General features: G+C 68.4%; 15 protein-coding genes. 9 read left to right on the top strand and 6 right to left on the bottom strand.

Features of this window, described 5'->3' with window-relative positions; genetic code table 11:
• Nucleotides 1–251: 251 nt before the first annotated feature.
• From L2C96_RS32670 to L2C96_RS32655, 4 genes are all read left to right on the top strand, one after another.
• The gene (locus L2C96_RS32670; protein ID WP_237338952.1) at nt 252–926 is read left to right on the top strand and encodes a hypothetical protein; all 675 of its coding nucleotides are present in this window, start codon (nt 252–254) and stop codon (nt 924–926) included.
• The gene (locus tag L2C96_RS32665; protein WP_237338951.1) at nt 884–1,324 is read left to right on the top strand and encodes a hypothetical protein; all 441 of its coding nucleotides are present in this window, start codon (nt 884–886) and stop codon (nt 1,322–1,324) included. Before L2C96_RS32670 ends, L2C96_RS32665 begins: the two co-directional genes overlap by 43 nt.
• Before the next feature lie 217 nt (nt 1,325–1,541).
• Nucleotides 1,542–2,444 (top strand): TIR domain-containing protein, encoded by a 903-nt coding sequence (locus L2C96_RS32660; protein ID WP_237338950.1) that lies wholly within the window; start codon nt 1,542–1,544, stop codon nt 2,442–2,444.
• Nucleotides 2,445–2,446: 2 nt separating this feature from the next.
• Nucleotides 2,447–2,986: a restriction endonuclease gene (locus L2C96_RS32655; protein ID WP_237338949.1), complete on the top strand. Its 540-nt coding sequence runs from the start codon at nt 2,447–2,449 to the stop codon at nt 2,984–2,986.
• A 359-nt stretch (nt 2,987–3,345) separates the two neighbouring features.
• Here the strand turns inward: L2C96_RS32655 and L2C96_RS32650 are convergent, their stop codons facing one another.
• From L2C96_RS32650 to L2C96_RS32625, 6 genes are read right to left on the bottom strand one after another with little or no spacing between them, the layout of a single operon-like run.
• Nucleotides 3,346–4,611: a hypothetical protein gene (locus tag L2C96_RS32650; RefSeq protein WP_237338948.1), complete on the bottom strand. Its 1,266-nt coding sequence runs from the start codon at nt 4,609–4,611 to the stop codon at nt 3,346–3,348.
• 53 nt (nt 4,612–4,664) lie between these two features.
• Nucleotides 4,665–5,483, bottom strand: coding sequence for an IclR family transcriptional regulator (locus L2C96_RS32645; RefSeq protein WP_237338947.1), 819 nt, complete (start codon nt 5,481–5,483; stop codon nt 4,665–4,667).
• A gap of 60 nt (nt 5,484–5,543) precedes the next feature.
• Nucleotides 5,544–6,398, bottom strand: a complete 855-nt coding sequence (locus tag L2C96_RS32640; protein WP_237338946.1) for a bifunctional methylenetetrahydrofolate dehydrogenase/methenyltetrahydrofolate cyclohydrolase — start codon at nt 6,396–6,398, stop codon at nt 5,544–5,546.
• Nucleotides 6,398–7,267: a formyltetrahydrofolate deformylase gene (purU, locus tag L2C96_RS32635; protein WP_237338945.1), complete on the bottom strand. Its 870-nt coding sequence runs from the start codon at nt 7,265–7,267 to the stop codon at nt 6,398–6,400. Before purU ends, L2C96_RS32640 begins: the two co-directional genes overlap by 1 nt.
• 13 nt (nt 7,268–7,280) lie before the next feature.
• Nucleotides 7,281–8,141 carry a methylenetetrahydrofolate reductase gene (locus tag L2C96_RS32630; RefSeq protein ID WP_237338944.1) on the bottom strand — a complete coding sequence of 287 codons (861 nt, stop codon included), beginning with the start codon at nt 8,139–8,141 and terminating at the stop codon, nt 7,281–7,283.
• Nucleotides 8,138–9,496, bottom strand: coding sequence for an aminomethyl transferase family protein (locus L2C96_RS32625; protein WP_237338943.1), 1,359 nt, complete (start codon nt 9,494–9,496; stop codon nt 8,138–8,140). Before L2C96_RS32625 ends, L2C96_RS32630 begins: the two co-directional genes overlap by 4 nt.
• Nucleotides 9,497–9,619: 123 nt before the next feature.
• Between L2C96_RS32625 and L2C96_RS45400 the strand changes: the two genes are divergently transcribed.
• The 5 genes from L2C96_RS45400 to L2C96_RS32600 all read left to right on the top strand — a co-directional run bounded on the left by L2C96_RS45400 (nt 9,620) and on the right by L2C96_RS32600 (nt 14,657).
• Nucleotides 9,620–10,393 (top strand): GntR family transcriptional regulator, encoded by a 774-nt coding sequence (locus L2C96_RS45400; RefSeq protein WP_157360539.1) that lies wholly within the window; start codon nt 9,620–9,622, stop codon nt 10,391–10,393.
• Nucleotides 10,282–11,247, top strand: coding sequence for a VOC family protein (locus tag L2C96_RS32615; RefSeq protein WP_237338942.1), 966 nt, complete (start codon nt 10,282–10,284; stop codon nt 11,245–11,247). The genes L2C96_RS45400 and L2C96_RS32615 overlap by 112 nt, the downstream gene beginning before the upstream one ends.
• Before the next feature lie 71 nt (nt 11,248–11,318).
• The gene (folP, locus tag L2C96_RS32610; protein WP_084022814.1) at nt 11,319–12,077 is read left to right on the top strand and encodes a dihydropteroate synthase; all 759 of its coding nucleotides are present in this window, start codon (nt 11,319–11,321) and stop codon (nt 12,075–12,077) included.
• 33 nt (nt 12,078–12,110) lie between these two features.
• Nucleotides 12,111–13,427 carry an MFS transporter gene (locus tag L2C96_RS32605; RefSeq protein WP_237338941.1) on the top strand — a complete coding sequence of 439 codons (1,317 nt, stop codon included), beginning with the start codon at nt 12,111–12,113 and terminating at the stop codon, nt 13,425–13,427.
• Between the two features lie 9 nt (nt 13,428–13,436).
• Entirely contained in the window at nt 13,437–14,657 is a 1,221-nt protein-coding gene (locus L2C96_RS32600; RefSeq protein ID WP_237338940.1) for an ROK family transcriptional regulator, read from the top strand.
• Nucleotides 14,658–14,746 lie beyond the last annotated feature (89 nt).

Raw genomic sequence — 14,746 nt, 5'->3', positions numbered from 1 at the left:
CGCAGGCCAGCAGCGAGTTCGAGCGGTTCGTGGTCGCCTACCTCGGTGACGCGACTTTCATGCGGCACCGCGTTGGACACGGGTCACCCAGGCTCTCGGCCGGGCCAACCGCACCGTGACCGACCGCTTCGCTGTACCTGGGACTCGACCCGACTTTCGCCCAGATCCTCGCCGACCCGGCGGTCCGCGCGTTCATTCCCGAGGGCACCCAGCCGATCGTTCGCGCCGCGCTCGAACTCTACGACCAGGGCTTGGTCGCCACGACCGACGCCTGCCGGGCATTCTGGCAGGTGACCCAACCGGCCGGCACCGCCGAACCCGTCGAGCAGGCAGCGCCGCGGCGACGACCACGCCCAGGACGCAGCACCGGCGGCAGCGGTGACGTCGCCAGCGCCGACGCTGAGGTGTCGGCGGCCACCGACCTGTGGATCGGTGACCACGGCCGCGCTGCCGAGCGAGCACGCGAAGCCGCGGACCTGCTCTCGTCCGCCGGAGAGACCGAGCACGCGGCGTTCTGGCGCTACGTCCAAGCCCACGCCCTGTTCGAACGTGGCCGGGACGAGGACCTCGGTGCCGCGCGTACTGCCCTCGAAGCGCCACCACCAATGGGCCTCGCACCGCGTGGTTCCGCCGGTTGGACCGCACGGTTGCCGACCTCAAGGGACACGAGCGGACCGCTGATGACACCGACCGCCTCTTCCTCGTGTGGGATGAATGGCGTCGTGAAGCCGGAGGCGCGACTCGACCGCGCACTCTCCGGTGGACGCACCCTGCTCGCCGGCAGCCACGATCAGCAATGCGACGGCCTCAAGGTGCTCGCACGGCTGGTCGGAGCCAGTGGAGAGCGGCCACCCAAGATCGAGCAAAGCGCCACCGACTGCCGGTGGACCTGGTCAACCGTCAAGCGCGGCGAACGCCGCGTCTGAGAGGTCAAGACCGGCGAATCGCACCCGGTGTCCCACGGAGACGTCAACCAGCTGCTCGGCCAGATCGAAGTCGAGACCAAGCGAACAGCGAAGACGCGGGTCTACGGCTGCTTGCTCACCCGGCCACAGCCGTCCAAGACGACGCCGCCGAGGCAGCCCGCGACAAGATCACCCTCATCAATCACGACGCCGCTGTCCGGCTCTACAACCTGCTGGCCGACCGCCTTCTGCAGTACGCAGCGCTCTGCGGCGACGGCAACGCGGAAGCCCGCGGCGAGGCTCGCACGAAGATCGAGGCGGCTCTGCCGCCCGACGGCTGGCTGGGCAAGCTGCTCTCCTCAACCCGCGGGAAGATCATCACCGTGGAGGACGTGACGAGCTTGTTCCCCTCGCGGTGACTCGGCCTTCGCCGCCGCCACCCTGAGTTCGACCGGGCCGCGCCGCAGTCGGCAGCTGCTCGCGATCGTCGTCGTGCTTGCGGATCGCCTCATCCATATTTGCCGCCCGCGAAAAGATTGCGGGCGCGGCCGATCGGTGGGTTGCCTGATTCCGCAGCCTAAAGCTGTGGGAGGCTTGGGGACCTGCGGTGTGCCGAGTGTGCGACAGGGGGACTCTATGAGCGAGGCTGTGGAGCCCGCCCTGACGACCGCTGAGGCGGTGTCGGGCGCACGGTGGTTCATCTCGGCGCCTGCTGGCGTCAACCTGCGGCAGCTGATGACCGAACTACGTCGGCGCGGCGTGAGCCCCTACGTCCTGTCCGATGTTGCTCCCCTCGGCGCCAGCATCATGCAGAGCCTCCAGCAGGCAATCGACGCAGCCGACTTCGTACTGGTAGTACTGGGTACCGCCGAGTCGAGGCAGAACGTTCTCTTCGAGGCCGGGATGGCGGTCGGGCGGGGTAAGCCAGTCATAATCATCGCTGACCCAGCAGAAGCACCGCCGCCTGACCTTACTGGCCTTCTGACGATCCGTGCTCGGCCAGACGACCTTCCGGCCATTGGTTTTGCGCTTGACCAAGCGGAGGGGCGATCGGCGCGAATGTCCCAGCTCGCTCCAGCCACCGGGCATGCTCTTGGGTCTCGTGTAGATCAGTTGCTCGGCCAGCTAGCGACTACCGCAAATCTGACAGAGCGTGCAGCGCTCGACCTACTAACGCAGGCGCTGGAAAGTAGTGGCGCAGTCGCTGCGCAGAGCCCTGCTGAGGTCGACCGTCGTTTCGATATCGGTGTCTGGTCAGATGATCTGGATGCTATTGCGGCCAATCCCTTGCTCGTCGAGCTCAAGCGCAAACTGTCGCCCCAGGCGGTGGAGCAAGTGCTGGGATATCTGCCGGTGACCCCGAAGGCGCGTGTGGCGTTACTCGTTTTCCTTGAACCGGCCGCAAATTTGCTACTCAAGGACGTGCCGTATCCGGTGCTGGCGATCTCGCTGCAAGAGCTACTGGAGCGCATGCGAACAGCGAGTTTTGCTGAGGTCGTGCGAGATCTCCGAAACCGTTCTGTTCACGGTCGGATGTGATCATGGCGGCGATCGACCAGGACCGCGTCGAGGCGTTGTTCGCTGCCGGGGATAACGCCACAACTACCACAGGGCGTGGCCGTGCGCTTGAGGAACTCATCAGCTACATATTTGAACTAGTTCCCGGGATCACTGTAACTGCCCGTAACGAACTCAATGCGTTTAATGCCGAGGAAATCGACATCGCCTTCTGGAACGAAGGTGATCCCGCCGGCCTTCGATTGTTCGACCACATCATCCTTGTCGAATGTAAGAACTGGTCTTCTCCGGCCGGTTATCCGGAATTGGAGTTGTTCAACGGAAAGCTGCAGCGTAGAGGTAGGCCGCTAGGCATCTTTGTTGCGGCCGCGGGTATAACAGGCGATCCATCCAGCTTGACGGCTGCACACAGCGTGCTTGCTCATGCGCTAGAACGCGGACGCGAAGTTCTTGTTGTGACCCGTGAAGAAATAGAGAAGCTTGCCAATACGGATGATTTGGTGCTCCTGTTGAAGCGGAAGCGGGCCCAGTTGGCCGTGTCAGGAACCATCTTTGAATTGTAGAGATGTCATGCCGCTTATTGACCTTGCTGCAACCGGGTAGGGGCTCGATGGCGAACGACAGGGAAATGGCTGTGTCGCACTGAGGGGCATTACAGCGCGTGCAGGCCGGCTCGGTAATCTCGGAGATCTCGCTGCAGCGCGTCGAAGTGCCGGAGTTGCCGTGCCTGTGGACCGCTGCGGCGCAACGCAATCGAGCTAGGAGCTCCTGCAAACGACCTAGCGCCAGCTATCCTGCGGGGGAACCGGCGACGCGCCGACGGAGCCGGGCTGCCCGATGCACCTCAGCATCGCCAACCCGGAACCTTCGGGCAGCAGAGAGCTGCCTGTCCGGCTGGTCACTTCGATCCCGAGTCTCCGTCTCAGGTAGAGGCTGCGGGCTGCACGGCCGCCTCCGTCACCAACGCGCGCATTTGCTCCAGCAGTTCAGGCGAATGGCCGGGATCGCCCCAGAGTGCCGAAGTGCTCGTGTCCCACAACCGCCCGCTAACGGTGCTGGGTGTGAGCATCACGCCGACGGTGCAGTGCTCCCACTCGCCGACGGCGGCACTGAAGTCACAGTGCAGCAGGTTCGTTCGGATGATCAACGCGTCCCGCGATGTGTCGGACAGTTCGGAGGCGACGAGGAACAGCAGCGGAGTGAACTCGCCGGGGTTCGGGATCACCGTCCGGCTGTGGATCAGCGTTCCGGTGCCGGTGTGCCGGGCGGCAGAGGCCATGAACCGGATGAGAGCGGCGCCGAGCTCGGTTCGCTGGTCGACGGGTAGTCCGTCTATCGCCGCCAACATGAGCAGTCGATCGGGCTCCTGCGCGGCAGGGACAGCGGTGGTCGCGATGTCCTCCATGATCATCCGCAGCATGACGTGTGATGGGTGATCGTCGTGTCCAGCCGGAGCCAAAGGTGCTCGTGCGCTGGAGACGATAGACGTATCCTTGGCCTCGACCAGCGCCGCCACCGCAGGGGCCACCGGGTCGGGTGTGGCGGCGATGTCGGCGAGGGCGTACTCGTGATAGCGCCGCGGTTCGCCGCCCAGATCCACGATGTCGCCGGCGCGTGCTGCGCGTAGGAGGTAGGCGAGTACGGACCGGGTCGACCGCAGGTGGTCGAACAGGAACTCCCAGTCCCGGCGAAGCAGGACGATGGCAGGGATGTCGCTCGGGGCTGGCGGAGGTCGGAATCCGAGCGGCGGATTCAGGTGGTCGATGATGACCACGGTCAACCAGGTGTAGTTGTTGCCGTCCACGGGCACTGTGCGGCCGCGGGCGTTGGTCATGCTCGCGTTGGTGAGCTTCAAACGGCGCACGGTGCCGCTGCCCTGGCTGAGCCCCTTTTCGACGTTCTTGCGCAGCCAGGACAGCTCGCGTTCTATCTTGTCAGTGGGATCGGTCCGGCTCTTGGCTTGAATGACAGCCGCAAGGTCGCCGACGAGCAACAGTCCATCACCGAGTTCGCGCACACCCCCACCGACGCGCTGCTGTTCGGGCAGGAACACGAAGTCCGGCATGCCCCATGTCGCCGCCGCATTGCGGATGGCATCCTCGGCGGCGTAGCCCTGGATCTCGCCATCTGCCAGCGCGGAGGCGTTCGGGATGCGGCGGATCGCGAGGCCGGCGTCGGTCTCGATCATCAGCGTGAGTGGATCGCTCAAAAGACTTCCTTGGTGTTGCTCGAATTGCTGCGCTACAGGTGATAGGTCTGAACCTGTTTGGCGAGCTCCGCTGCGGCGTCTTGGAGTGCGTGCGTGATGCGGGCCTCCCAGCTGTCGTCCGTCGTGGAAGCTGGGCCGGACACGCCGAGACCGGCGCGGATGTCGGCTTCGGGGACGACGCAGGCGATTCCCATGGCGAGGACCCCGGTTTCGCTTTCCCCGTCGTTGATCGCGTAACCCGCGCGGCGGATGTGGGTCACTTCGCGGAGGAGGGCGGTCAGTGAGGAGAGGGAGCGGTCTGTGAGGGCTTCGGGCGGGGTGTCCGCGTAGAGCCGGCGGAGCTGGTCGTCGGTGAGGGTGGCGAGCAGTGCTTTGCCTGCGCCGGTGACGTGGGCGGGCAGCGTCGTGCCGGTGCGAAGTGCGGCGCGGATGGTGCGCCGGCTTTCGACGCCGTCGGCGAAGAGGACCTCCCGGCCGCGGGGGAGGACGAGGTGGGCGGTCATCCCGGTGGACTCGGCCAGTGTGGTGAGGATCGGGCGGGCCAGTGCCCGGATGTCGAGGGCGCGGGCGGCGGCGAGGCCCACGTCGATGAGCGCCGGGCCCATGCGGAAGGACCGGTCGACCGGGCTTTGCCGGACGAAGTCGTAGTAGGTGAGCATGGCCATCAGCCGGTGGGCGCTGGAGCGGACGATGCCGAGTTCGGTGGCGACGTCGGCGAGGGTGAGGGTGCCGCGGTCGCGCAGGAGCAGGAGGATGCGCAGGGTGTTGTCGACCGACGCGATGGGGTACGCCGGTGCGGCCCTGTTCTCGGGCTGGAGCAGGTCTCCCAGGTGGTCAGGCCCGGTGGTCATGGTGACAGCATCTCATCCGGGCCCGCTGCGGCGAGCGGGGCTCACCGCAGCGGGCGTGGGCTAGCCGGACGCCCGTTGGGCGGCGTGGACGACGTTGGCCAGGAGCATCGCGCGGGTCATCGGCCCCACGCCGCCGGGGTTGGGGGAACGCCAGGTGGCGACGTCCCCCGCGGCGGGGTCGATGTCGCCGGCGACCTTGCCGTCCGGTCCCCGGGTGACGCCGACGTCGACGAGCACGGCGCCCGGCTTGACCATGTCCGGCCGGACCAGTCCCGGCACGCCGGCGGCGGCGACGACGATGTCGGCGGCCCGCACCTCGGCGGCGAGATCCCGGGTTCCGGTGTGGCAGAGAACCACGGTCGCGTTCTCGCTGCGCCGCGTGAGCAGCAGGCCCAGTGACCGGCCGACGGTGATGCCGCGGCCGATCACGCACACCCGGGCGCCGGCGAGCGGGATGTCGTACCACCGGAGGAGTTCCACGATCCCGGCCGGGGTGCACGGCAACGGCCCGTCCGCGCCGAGCACGAGCCGGCCGAGGTTGGCGGGGTGCAGCCCGTCGGCGTCCTTGGCCGGGTCGACGCGCTCGATGACCTCGAACTCGTCGAGTCCGGGTGGCAGGGGCAGTTGGACGATGTAGGCGGTGCACCGGGGATCGGCGTTGAGCTGCTCGACCGCCCCGAGCACGTCCGCCCGCGTCGCGGTCGCGGGCAGGTCGACCCGGATCGACTCGATCCCCACGTCGCGGCAGTCGCGGTGCTTTCCGTCGACGTAGAGGATGCTGCCAGGATCGTCGCCGACGAGCACCGTCCCCAGCCCGGGCGTGCGCCCCTGCGCGGTGAGAGCCGCCACCCGGCGGCGGAGATCGTCTTTGATCTTCGCGGCGACCAGCTTGCCGTCGAGCAGGCCGGCGCCCATCAGAACACCACCGTGGTGTTGCCGTCGCGCATGATCCGGTCTTCGCAGAAGGCCTTGACGGCGCGAGCGAGTACGAGGCGTTCGACGTCGGCGCCGCGGCGGACGAGGTCGTCGGTGGAGTCGGTGTGGCTGACGCGGACGACGTCCTGCTCGATGATCGGTCCCTCGTCGAGGTCCTCGGTGACGAAGTGGGCGGTCGCGCCGATGAGTTTCACGCCGCGTTCCTTGGCCTTGCGGTAGGGGGCGGCGCCGACGAAGGCGGGCAGGAACGAGTGGTGGATGTTGATCACCGGCACGCCCAGCGCGGCGAGGAAGTCGCCGGAGAGGATCTGCATGTACCGGGCCAGCACGACCAGGTCGACGGTGCCCTTGAGCAGGTCCAGCTGCGCGGCTTCGGCCTGCTGTTTGGCGCCCTTCGGCACGGGGATGTGGGTGAAGGGCACCTCGAACCGGTCGCCGACCCAGGCCAGGTCGGTGTGGTTGGAGACCACGTGGGTGATCTCCATCGGCAGCTCGCCCCGGCGGTGCCGCCACAGCAGGTCGAGCAGGCAGTGGTCGAGTTTCGAGGCGAACAGCGCCACTCGTTTCGGGACCGCGGTGTCGACAAGAGACCAGTGCAGCCCGAACCGCTCGCCGAGCTCGCGATGCAGGTCCACTTCGAGCGCGCAGCGCCGGTCGGCGAGCCGGTCGAGGTGGAACACGGCCCGCTGGAAGAAGCGCCCACCGGACGGGCCGGTGGAGTGCTGGTCCAGGGAGACGATGTTGGCTCCGTGACCGGTGAGGATGGCCGAGACGGCGGCGACGATGCCGGGTCCGTCCTTTCCGGACACCAGCAGTCGCCCCTCGCCGGTGGTGGTCGTGGTGTGCATGGGGTTGTCTCCTTCAGCCGGCGTCGAGGCGGGCCAGCAGTGATCGCCGCCAGGCTTCGGCGCCGGCCAGTTCGTTGAAGGTGAACAGGTGGATGCCGGCGATGTTGACGTCCGGCGCGGCGAGGTGGGGTTCGAAGGCGCGCAGGAGCTTGTCGGGGCGGTATCCGCCGGGGCGGATCAGCTTCCAGATCGTGTTCTGCTGTTTGCGCAGGAACCGCGCCGACTGCCCCAGGCCGATGCCGCCCGCGATCCGCATGAGTTTCTGCCTGCTCACCGGGGCGGGCACGCCGATCACGACGTCCAGATCCGGGTGGTCGCGGTGGACGCGGCGGGCCCAGTCCACGGTCGTCCTGGCGTCGAAGCAGATCTGGGTGATGACGTGCGTGGCCAGCGGGGCTTTCGCGGCCAGTGCGGCAGCCAGGTCCACATCGGCGATGTTGGCGTGCCCTTCCGGGTAGCCGCCGATCCCGGTCCGTGTGAACGCTGCGGTCTCGGCGAACACGCGCAGCAGGTCGAGCGCCTCGGTGAACTCGCCGGCCGGGACCGGTGCGTCGCCGCCGACGACGAAGACGCGGTCGATCGCGGTTTCGGTGAGTTGCGCGGCGAGGTCCTTGGCGTGGGCCGTGTCCTTCACCATGCGGGCCGCGATGTGCGGTGCGACCCGGTAGCCGCGCGCGGTCAGGTTCGCCGCCAGGCCGATAGTGGCCTCGATGCCCTTCGCCTCGGTCACGGTGACAGTCAGTGGCACGTCCACGGGAACGTGTTCGAGGACCGCGTCCTCGGTGCCGCGGAACGGCATGATCTCGTAACTGATGGTGCGCAGGATCTCCCGCGCCGAGCGCGGTGCCCGCCGGTGTGTCGTCGTTTCCGTCACAGCGCGCGGTAGCTCTCGCGGGCGAACTGCACGTACGGGGCCGGGGCGACGGTGGCGCGGATCTCGACCTGCTTGTGCTGCTCCACCAGCGGTTTGGCGGAGTTGGGGTCCTCGCCCCAGAGCACGGTCACCTCGGTGCCGGGCTTGCTGTGTTCGATGTCCACAGTGGCCAGCGACACCATGACGTGCTCGTTGGCCAGGTAGCCGGCGTCCATGGAGATCCCGGCGAGCTTGCCGCCGGCGAGGACCTTGTCGCTCTGGTGCAGTCCGTAGCGGGCCTTGGGGACCTCGATGTACTTGGCGGGCAGACCGGGACGGTAGAGCGAGCCGATCGCGTCGGTGACGTCGTCGCTGTTCCACACGAGGGTGACCTTTTCGCGGCGCGGGCTCTTGGCGATCTGTTCGAGGGCCTCGCGGCCGACGAAGTCGTGGTCGAAGGCCACCAACCGGCCGTATCCCACGTCGTAGGGGGTGACGTAGTAGTCCTCGATGTTCGGGGAGTCCATCGAACCGGCCAGCGAGCCAATCGCGGTGGTCGGCAGCCATTCCCGGTAGGCCTTCATCTTCTCGCCGGAGAAGATGGCGGGCAGTGGCGCGGGAATCCACGCCGACTCCAGGTTCGCCGCCGAGTACGCCTTCGCACCCACCCGCACCAGCCCGAAGTCCTGTCCGGCTGCCAGGATCGCCTCGCGGACCCGGTCGCCTTCCTCCCACGGGCCGAAGAGTTCGTAGCCGGGCTGGCCCGCCATGCCGTGCCGCAGGCCGCGCACGGTGCACCCGGCGATGGTGAAGGTGGCCATGTTGAAGAACTTCACGTCCGGCAGCGGGCCGTCGATCACCTTCTCCATCACCGCGGACGCGGTCGGGCCCTGCAGCTCGTACCGGTAGACCTTCGGCGGTCCCGCGACGCGGTCGAAGGAGTTGTCGTCCCGTTCGGTGGTCGCGTCGTAGTTCCCCGTTTCGAGGTTGAACTGCACCCAGTCCAGCACCATCGGGTGCCCGACCAGGTCGAAGTGCTGCTCCTCCAGGTGGAACAGCACCGCGTCACCGATCAGCCGGCCGTCGTGGTTGACCGCGACGTACTGCTTGGCCTTGCCTGGCGTGAACTTCGCGAAACTGTTGATCCCCAGGTCGCTGAGCAGGCGCGACGCGTCGGGACCGCTGACGTAGAGGTCGGTCATGTGGTGGGACTGATCCAGCAGGGCGCACGACTCCCGCCACGCCCGTTGCTCGCTGCGCCAGTTGGTGAACTCCGCGGTCACCGGGAACGTGTGCGGGCGGATGGGGGAGTTCCGCAGCAGCTCGACCGCTCCTCCCGCGCGCTGGATTCCCTGTTCCACCGTCTCGGCACTCATCTAAGGCCACCTCTCCACTGAGACCGCCTGGTGTCTGTACACCAGACTCGCTGACTGCTATACAGACGCTACACGGAAGCAACATTGGCCGCAAGATTGTCAACAATCTCGGTGGAGGTGACGATGGACGTCGCTGCGAGAGGCGGAGCTGCGGGCGCCACCCACGTCCGGAACTCCCTCCGCCGGGCGATCGTGACCGGAGACCTCGCGCCGGGACAACGGATCGTCGCCGAGGAAGTCGCCACGGCTCTGCGCGTCACGCGCAACGGTGTCCGGCAGGCTCTGCACGAATTGGCGGCCGAGGGGCTGATCGACCGCGTGCGCGGCAGCAACGCCCGGGTCCGGGTGGTCCCGGTCGGCGAAGCGGTCGAAATCCTGGAGTGCCGGCTGGCGCTGGACGGCCTTCTCGCCGCACGCGCGGCGGTGGGGGCGACCGAGGATGAACGCCGGCGCTTGCGCGCCGCCGGCGACCGTCTGGCTGCCGCCGCGGACCGCGCCGACCCGGTCGACTGCTTCCGGCTGGGCGACGAAGTCCACGACCTGATCGCGGGCCTGGCGCGTCAGCCGACGGCTGCCGGAATCGTCGCCCGGCTGGACGCCCGGGTCGCCCGGCTGCGGTTCCGCGTGACCCTGCGCCCCGGCCGTCTCCGGGACTCCGCGCGCGAGCACGCCGCAATCGTCCAGGCCGTTGCCGGTCGACACCCGGTCGCCGCCGAGCTCGCCGCGCAGGCACACGTCCGATCCCTCATCGCCACCGTCGTCCGTCACCACGAGAAGGAGTCCTTGTGCCGAAACGAAACCCGGCCGCCCACGATGTCGCCCACCTCGGCCATCTCCAGTTGTTCACCCCCGCCTTCGACGAGAGCGTCGAGTTCTTCACGCGCTACCTCGGCATGAGGACGCACGGGTCCCAGGGCTCCTCGGTGTTCCTGCGGACCTGGGACGACTACGAGCACCACACGATCACGCTCACCCCGCGCGCCACTGCCGGAATCGGTCGCACGCACCTGCGCGCCGCCGACGAGGATGCGCTCCAGCGGCGCGTCGAGGCGATCAAGGAGGCGGGCCTGGGCATCGGCTGGACCGACGGCGAACCCGGGTACGGGCCGACCTACCTCTTCCACGACCCGGACGGGCACGAGTTCGGTCTGTACCACGAATCCGAGTGGTTCCAGCCCGAGGAGGACACCCGGCCGGCGCTGAAGAACCAGGCACAGGCCTACCCGGGCGGTGGTGTCTGCGTCCGGCGGCTGGACCACGTCAACTTCCTCGGCGTGGACGTCGAGGCCAACCGTGACGTGTTGCGTGATCTGCTGGGCGCCAGGGTCACCGAACAGATCGTGCTCGACGACGGGTCGGTCGCCGGGAGCTGGACCACGTTCACGAACAAGGGCTACGACGCGGTGTACACCCGCGACCGGCTGGGGATCGCCGGCCGCCTGCACCACATCGCGTTCGCCACCGACAGCCGGGCGGACATCCTGCGCGCCGCCGACCTCGCGCTCGAACAGGGTGTGTTCATCGAGACCGGCCCGCACAAGCACGCGATCCAGCAGACCTTCTTCCTCTACGTCTACGAACCCGGCGGCAACCGCATCGAACTGTGCAACGCCGGAGCCCGCCTCGTGCTGGCCCCGGACTGGCGCACCATCGACTGGACCGAAGCCGAGCGGGCCAAGGGACAGGCGTGGGGGCTGAAGACCATCGAGTCCTTCCACACCCACGGCACACCGCCGGCGCCGGGCCAGTGACCACGGCCACCAGTGCCCCCGCGAACCTCGCCGCCGCCGCCGGACTGCCGTCCCGCAACCGGAGCCTGGTCATGGGCATTCTCAACGTGACCCCCGATTCCTTCTCCGACGGCGGCCGCTATCTGGCGACCGGGCGGGCGATCGCACACGGCGTGGAACTCGCCGCGGCGGGGGCCGACATCGTCGACGTCGGGGGCGAATCCACCCGGCCCGGCGCGGGGCGCGTGTCCTGCGCGGAGGAGAAACGCCGGGTGCTGCCGGTGATCCGGAGCCTGGCCGCGGCGGGAGTCACGATCAGCATCGACACGACGCGGGCCGAGGTGGCCGACGCCGCGCTGGAGGCCGGCGCGGCGATCGTCAACGACGTCAGCGGGGGACTCGCCGATCCCCGCATGGCCTCCCGTGTCGCGGCGGCGGACGTGCCCTACGTCGCCATGCACTGGCGGGCGCCCAGCTCCCGGATGCACGAGCACGCCGTGTACGACGACGTAGTCGCCGAGGTCGTCGGTGAACTGTCCGAACGGGTCGACGCGCTGGTCGCCGCGGGAGTGCGCCGGGAACGGATCATCATCGACCCCGGGTTCGGGTTCGCGAAGAAATCCCAGCACAACTGGAAGCTACTGGCGGATCTGCCGGCGCTGAGCGTGCTCGGCCGTCCTGTTCTCGTCGGCGCCTCGCGCAAGTCGTTCCTCGGAATCGTGCGAGACCGCGACGCCGCCACCGCGGCGGTGTCCGCGCTCGCGGCCGCCGCGGGCGCCGCCTGCGTCCGAGTCCACGACGTGCGCCGCACCCTCACCGCCGTGCAGGTCGCGGCGGCACTGAACGTCTGACCCATCAGCGGATCGCTCAAGGAGGAGTGTCCCATGACGACCAAACCAGGACCGGGCCGGATCGCGCTCGCCAGCTACATCGGCAGCGTGATCGAGTGGTACGACTTCAACATCTACGGGCTGGCCACGGCGCTCGTGTTCAGCAAGCAGTTCTTTCCCAGCTTCTCCGAAGCCGGCGGCACTCTCGCCGCGCTGGCCGCGTTCGCGGTCGGGTTCGTCGCCCGGCCCGTCGGCGCGCTGATCAGCGGCCACTTCGGCGACCGCGTCGGCCGCAAGGCGATGCTGGTCGCGTCCCTGCTGACCATGGGTGTCGCCACGACGCTGATTGGCCTCCTGCCGACCTACGCGGCCATCGGCGTGTGGGCGCCGATTCTGCTCGTCGTGCTCCGCCTGGTCCAGGGCATCGGCGTCGGGGGCGAATGGGGTGGCGCGGCGCTGATGGCCGTCGAGCACGCGCCACCGAACCGGCGGGCGCTCTACGGCGCCTTCCCGCAGATCGGCATCCCCTCCGGAATCCTGGTCTCACAGCTGGCATTCCTGCTCCTGACGCAGGTCTTCTCCGACGACACTCTGCAGTCGTGGGCCTGGCGGCTGCCGTTCCTGTTCAGCGGGGTGCTCATCGTGGTCGGCCTGATCGTGCGAGCGTCCATCACCGAGACCGAGGAGTTCGAACGGGCACGCGAGGCACGCGACATCGCGCGCCTGCCGCTCGTGGAGGTCTTCCGCCGCTCGCCGCTGCAACTGTTCGCCGGCAGCCTGCTCTCCTTCGCCGGCCCCACCCTCGGCACGTTCCTGTCCGTGTACATGGTCAGCTATGGCACCAAACAGTTGCACCTGTCGTCTGGGACGATGTTGTGGATCACGGTCGTGTTGAGCCTGCCGTGGATCGCGATGATGCTCTTCGCGGGCCGCGCCGCTGACCGGTTCGGCCGCAAACGGATGTTCGTCATCGGCAGCGGTCTGGCGGCCGTGGCGGTGTTCCCGATGTTCCTGATGGTCAACACCGCCGCCGTGCCACTGGTGTTCACCGGGCTCCTGCTGATGACGGCCGCGAACTCGGTCATCAACGGCGCCCAGCCGGCCATGCTGACCCAGATGTTCCCCGCGAGCGTGCGCTACAGCGGCGCGTCCATCTGCTTCCAGGTCGGTTCCATCGTGGGCGGCGGCATCGTCCCGCTGGTGGCCGCGTCGTCCTACGCCCGGTTCGGCACCGCGACCGCGGTCGCGATCGTGATCGGTGTCGTCTGTCTGGTGAGCATGCTGGCCGTCCTGCCGGTGAGGCGGGAACTGCTCGACGTCGGGGCGCCGTCACCCCAGCGCACGGTTGACCATTCACTATCTGAACAATAAAGTCGGTGCATGGGTCGTCGGCAGGACACGTCCGGATGGGGCGGCAACGGTCGCAGCGGCAGCGTCGCCCGCGTTCTGGAAGCGCTGCGCAGCGACGGGCCATCCTCGCAGGCGGCGCTGGCCCGCCGCACCCGTCTGTCGCCGGCGACCATCAACAACATCGTCAAACAGCTGCGCGCCGAAGGAGCCGCGGAAATCCGCCCGGTCAACGGCCGGGAGTCCGTGGTCTCCCTGGTGTCCAGCCGCGGCGTGGTGGTCTCGGTCCAGGTCAACGTCACGTCGCTGCACGCGGCGCTGTTCGACTTCGTCCACCGCGCACGGTATGACGTCACGATCCCGTTCAGCCCCGGCCACGAGGGTGGCAGCCCCGCGCGGGTGATCGAGGTGGTGCGGTCGCTCGTCGCCGAGGCCGGTCTGGAGGCGGGCGATCTGACGGGCGTCGCGGTCGGCATGCAGGCGCCGATCGCCCGCCCCACCGGCGTGGTCACCTCGTGGGCGCGGTTGCAGCTACCCCGGTGGAAGGACGTGCCCATCGCCGACGAGCTCGGCGCCGAGCTGGGGGTTCCGGTCGTGGCGGACAACGACGCCAACCTCGCCGCGCTCGCCGAATGGACCTGGGGCGCAGGGCAGGGAGCCGACACCTTCCTCTACGTCCTGTGCTCGGAGCAGGTCGGCGGAGGCCTGGTGCTCGGCGGCCGCATCCACCGCGGCGGAGACGGTCTGGCCGGCGAGATCGGGCACGCGGTGCTCGAACCCGGTGGCCCCGTGTGCTTCTGCGGCAACCGGGGCTGCCTCACCACGTTCGTGGCCGAGCGCCCGATCCTGGCGACCTTGGAGGCGGCCGCGGGCACGCGTGCCTCCTCGCTGACCGAGGTCATCTCCGCCGCGCGGGGCGGCGATCCCGCCTGCGCGCGCGTCCTGTTCGAGGCCGGCCGTCACCTCGGACGCGCGTTCGCCAACGCGGCCAAACTCGTGGCTCCCTCGGTGATCGCGGTCGGTGGTCTGCTCGGCGAAGCCGGGGAGCTGGTGTTCGACGGTCTGACCTCCTCGGTCGAAATCAGCAACCTGCGCACGGTGGCGCCCACGATGGCAGTCCACCTCGCCCGGCTGGGCGCCGACGCCACCCTGCTCGGCGGAGCCGCCGCCATGATGGACCACCTGGGACACGGCCTGAGCGTCATCCCGGACTGGATGAAGACGCCCTCCATGACGGAATCATTCAGAGGTTGAACGCTTTCTGCGCTCGTCGTTGACTTCCGCCTGAACGTTCTTACGATGACGTCATCTGCTTCTCCGGACAACGTTCATTGTTCGAACGG

Origin of the sequence: Amycolatopsis tucumanensis, from assembly GCF_021654135.1 — a bacterium.
GTDB lineage: Bacteria > Actinomycetota > Actinomycetes > Mycobacteriales > Pseudonocardiaceae > Amycolatopsis_E > Amycolatopsis_E tucumanensis.
Note: the sequence above shows the minus strand (reverse complement) of the source record. Positions and strands in the feature narration are given on the sequence as shown.

Coding starts and splice junctions, on each gene's coding strand:
- L2C96_RS32660 (WP_237338950.1), top strand. CDS start 1,542: ATGAGCGAGGCTGTGGAGCCCGCCCTGACGACCGCTGAGGCGGTGTCG.
- purU (WP_237338945.1), bottom strand. CDS start 7,267: ATGCACACCACGACCACCACCGGCGAGGGGCGACTGCTGGTGTCCGGA.
- L2C96_RS32645 (WP_237338947.1), bottom strand. CDS start 5,483: ATGACCACCGGGCCTGACCACCTGGGAGACCTGCTCCAGCCCGAGAAC.
- folP (WP_084022814.1), top strand. CDS start 11,319: ATGGGCATTCTCAACGTGACCCCCGATTCCTTCTCCGACGGCGGCCGC.
- L2C96_RS32655 (WP_237338949.1), top strand. CDS start 2,447: ATGGCGGCGATCGACCAGGACCGCGTCGAGGCGTTGTTCGCTGCCGGG.
- L2C96_RS45400 (WP_157360539.1), top strand. CDS start 9,620: ATGGACGTCGCTGCGAGAGGCGGAGCTGCGGGCGCCACCCACGTCCGG.
- L2C96_RS32625 (WP_237338943.1), bottom strand. CDS start 9,496: ATGAGTGCCGAGACGGTGGAACAGGGAATCCAGCGCGCGGGAGGAGCG.
- L2C96_RS32650 (WP_237338948.1), bottom strand. CDS start 4,611: ATGATCGAGACCGACGCCGGCCTCGCGATCCGCCGCATCCCGAACGCC.
- L2C96_RS32600 (WP_237338940.1), top strand. CDS start 13,437: ATGGGTCGTCGGCAGGACACGTCCGGATGGGGCGGCAACGGTCGCAGC.
- L2C96_RS32640 (WP_237338946.1), bottom strand. CDS start 6,398: ATGGGCGCCGGCCTGCTCGACGGCAAGCTGGTCGCCGCGAAGATCAAA.
- L2C96_RS32605 (WP_237338941.1), top strand. CDS start 12,111: ATGACGACCAAACCAGGACCGGGCCGGATCGCGCTCGCCAGCTACATC.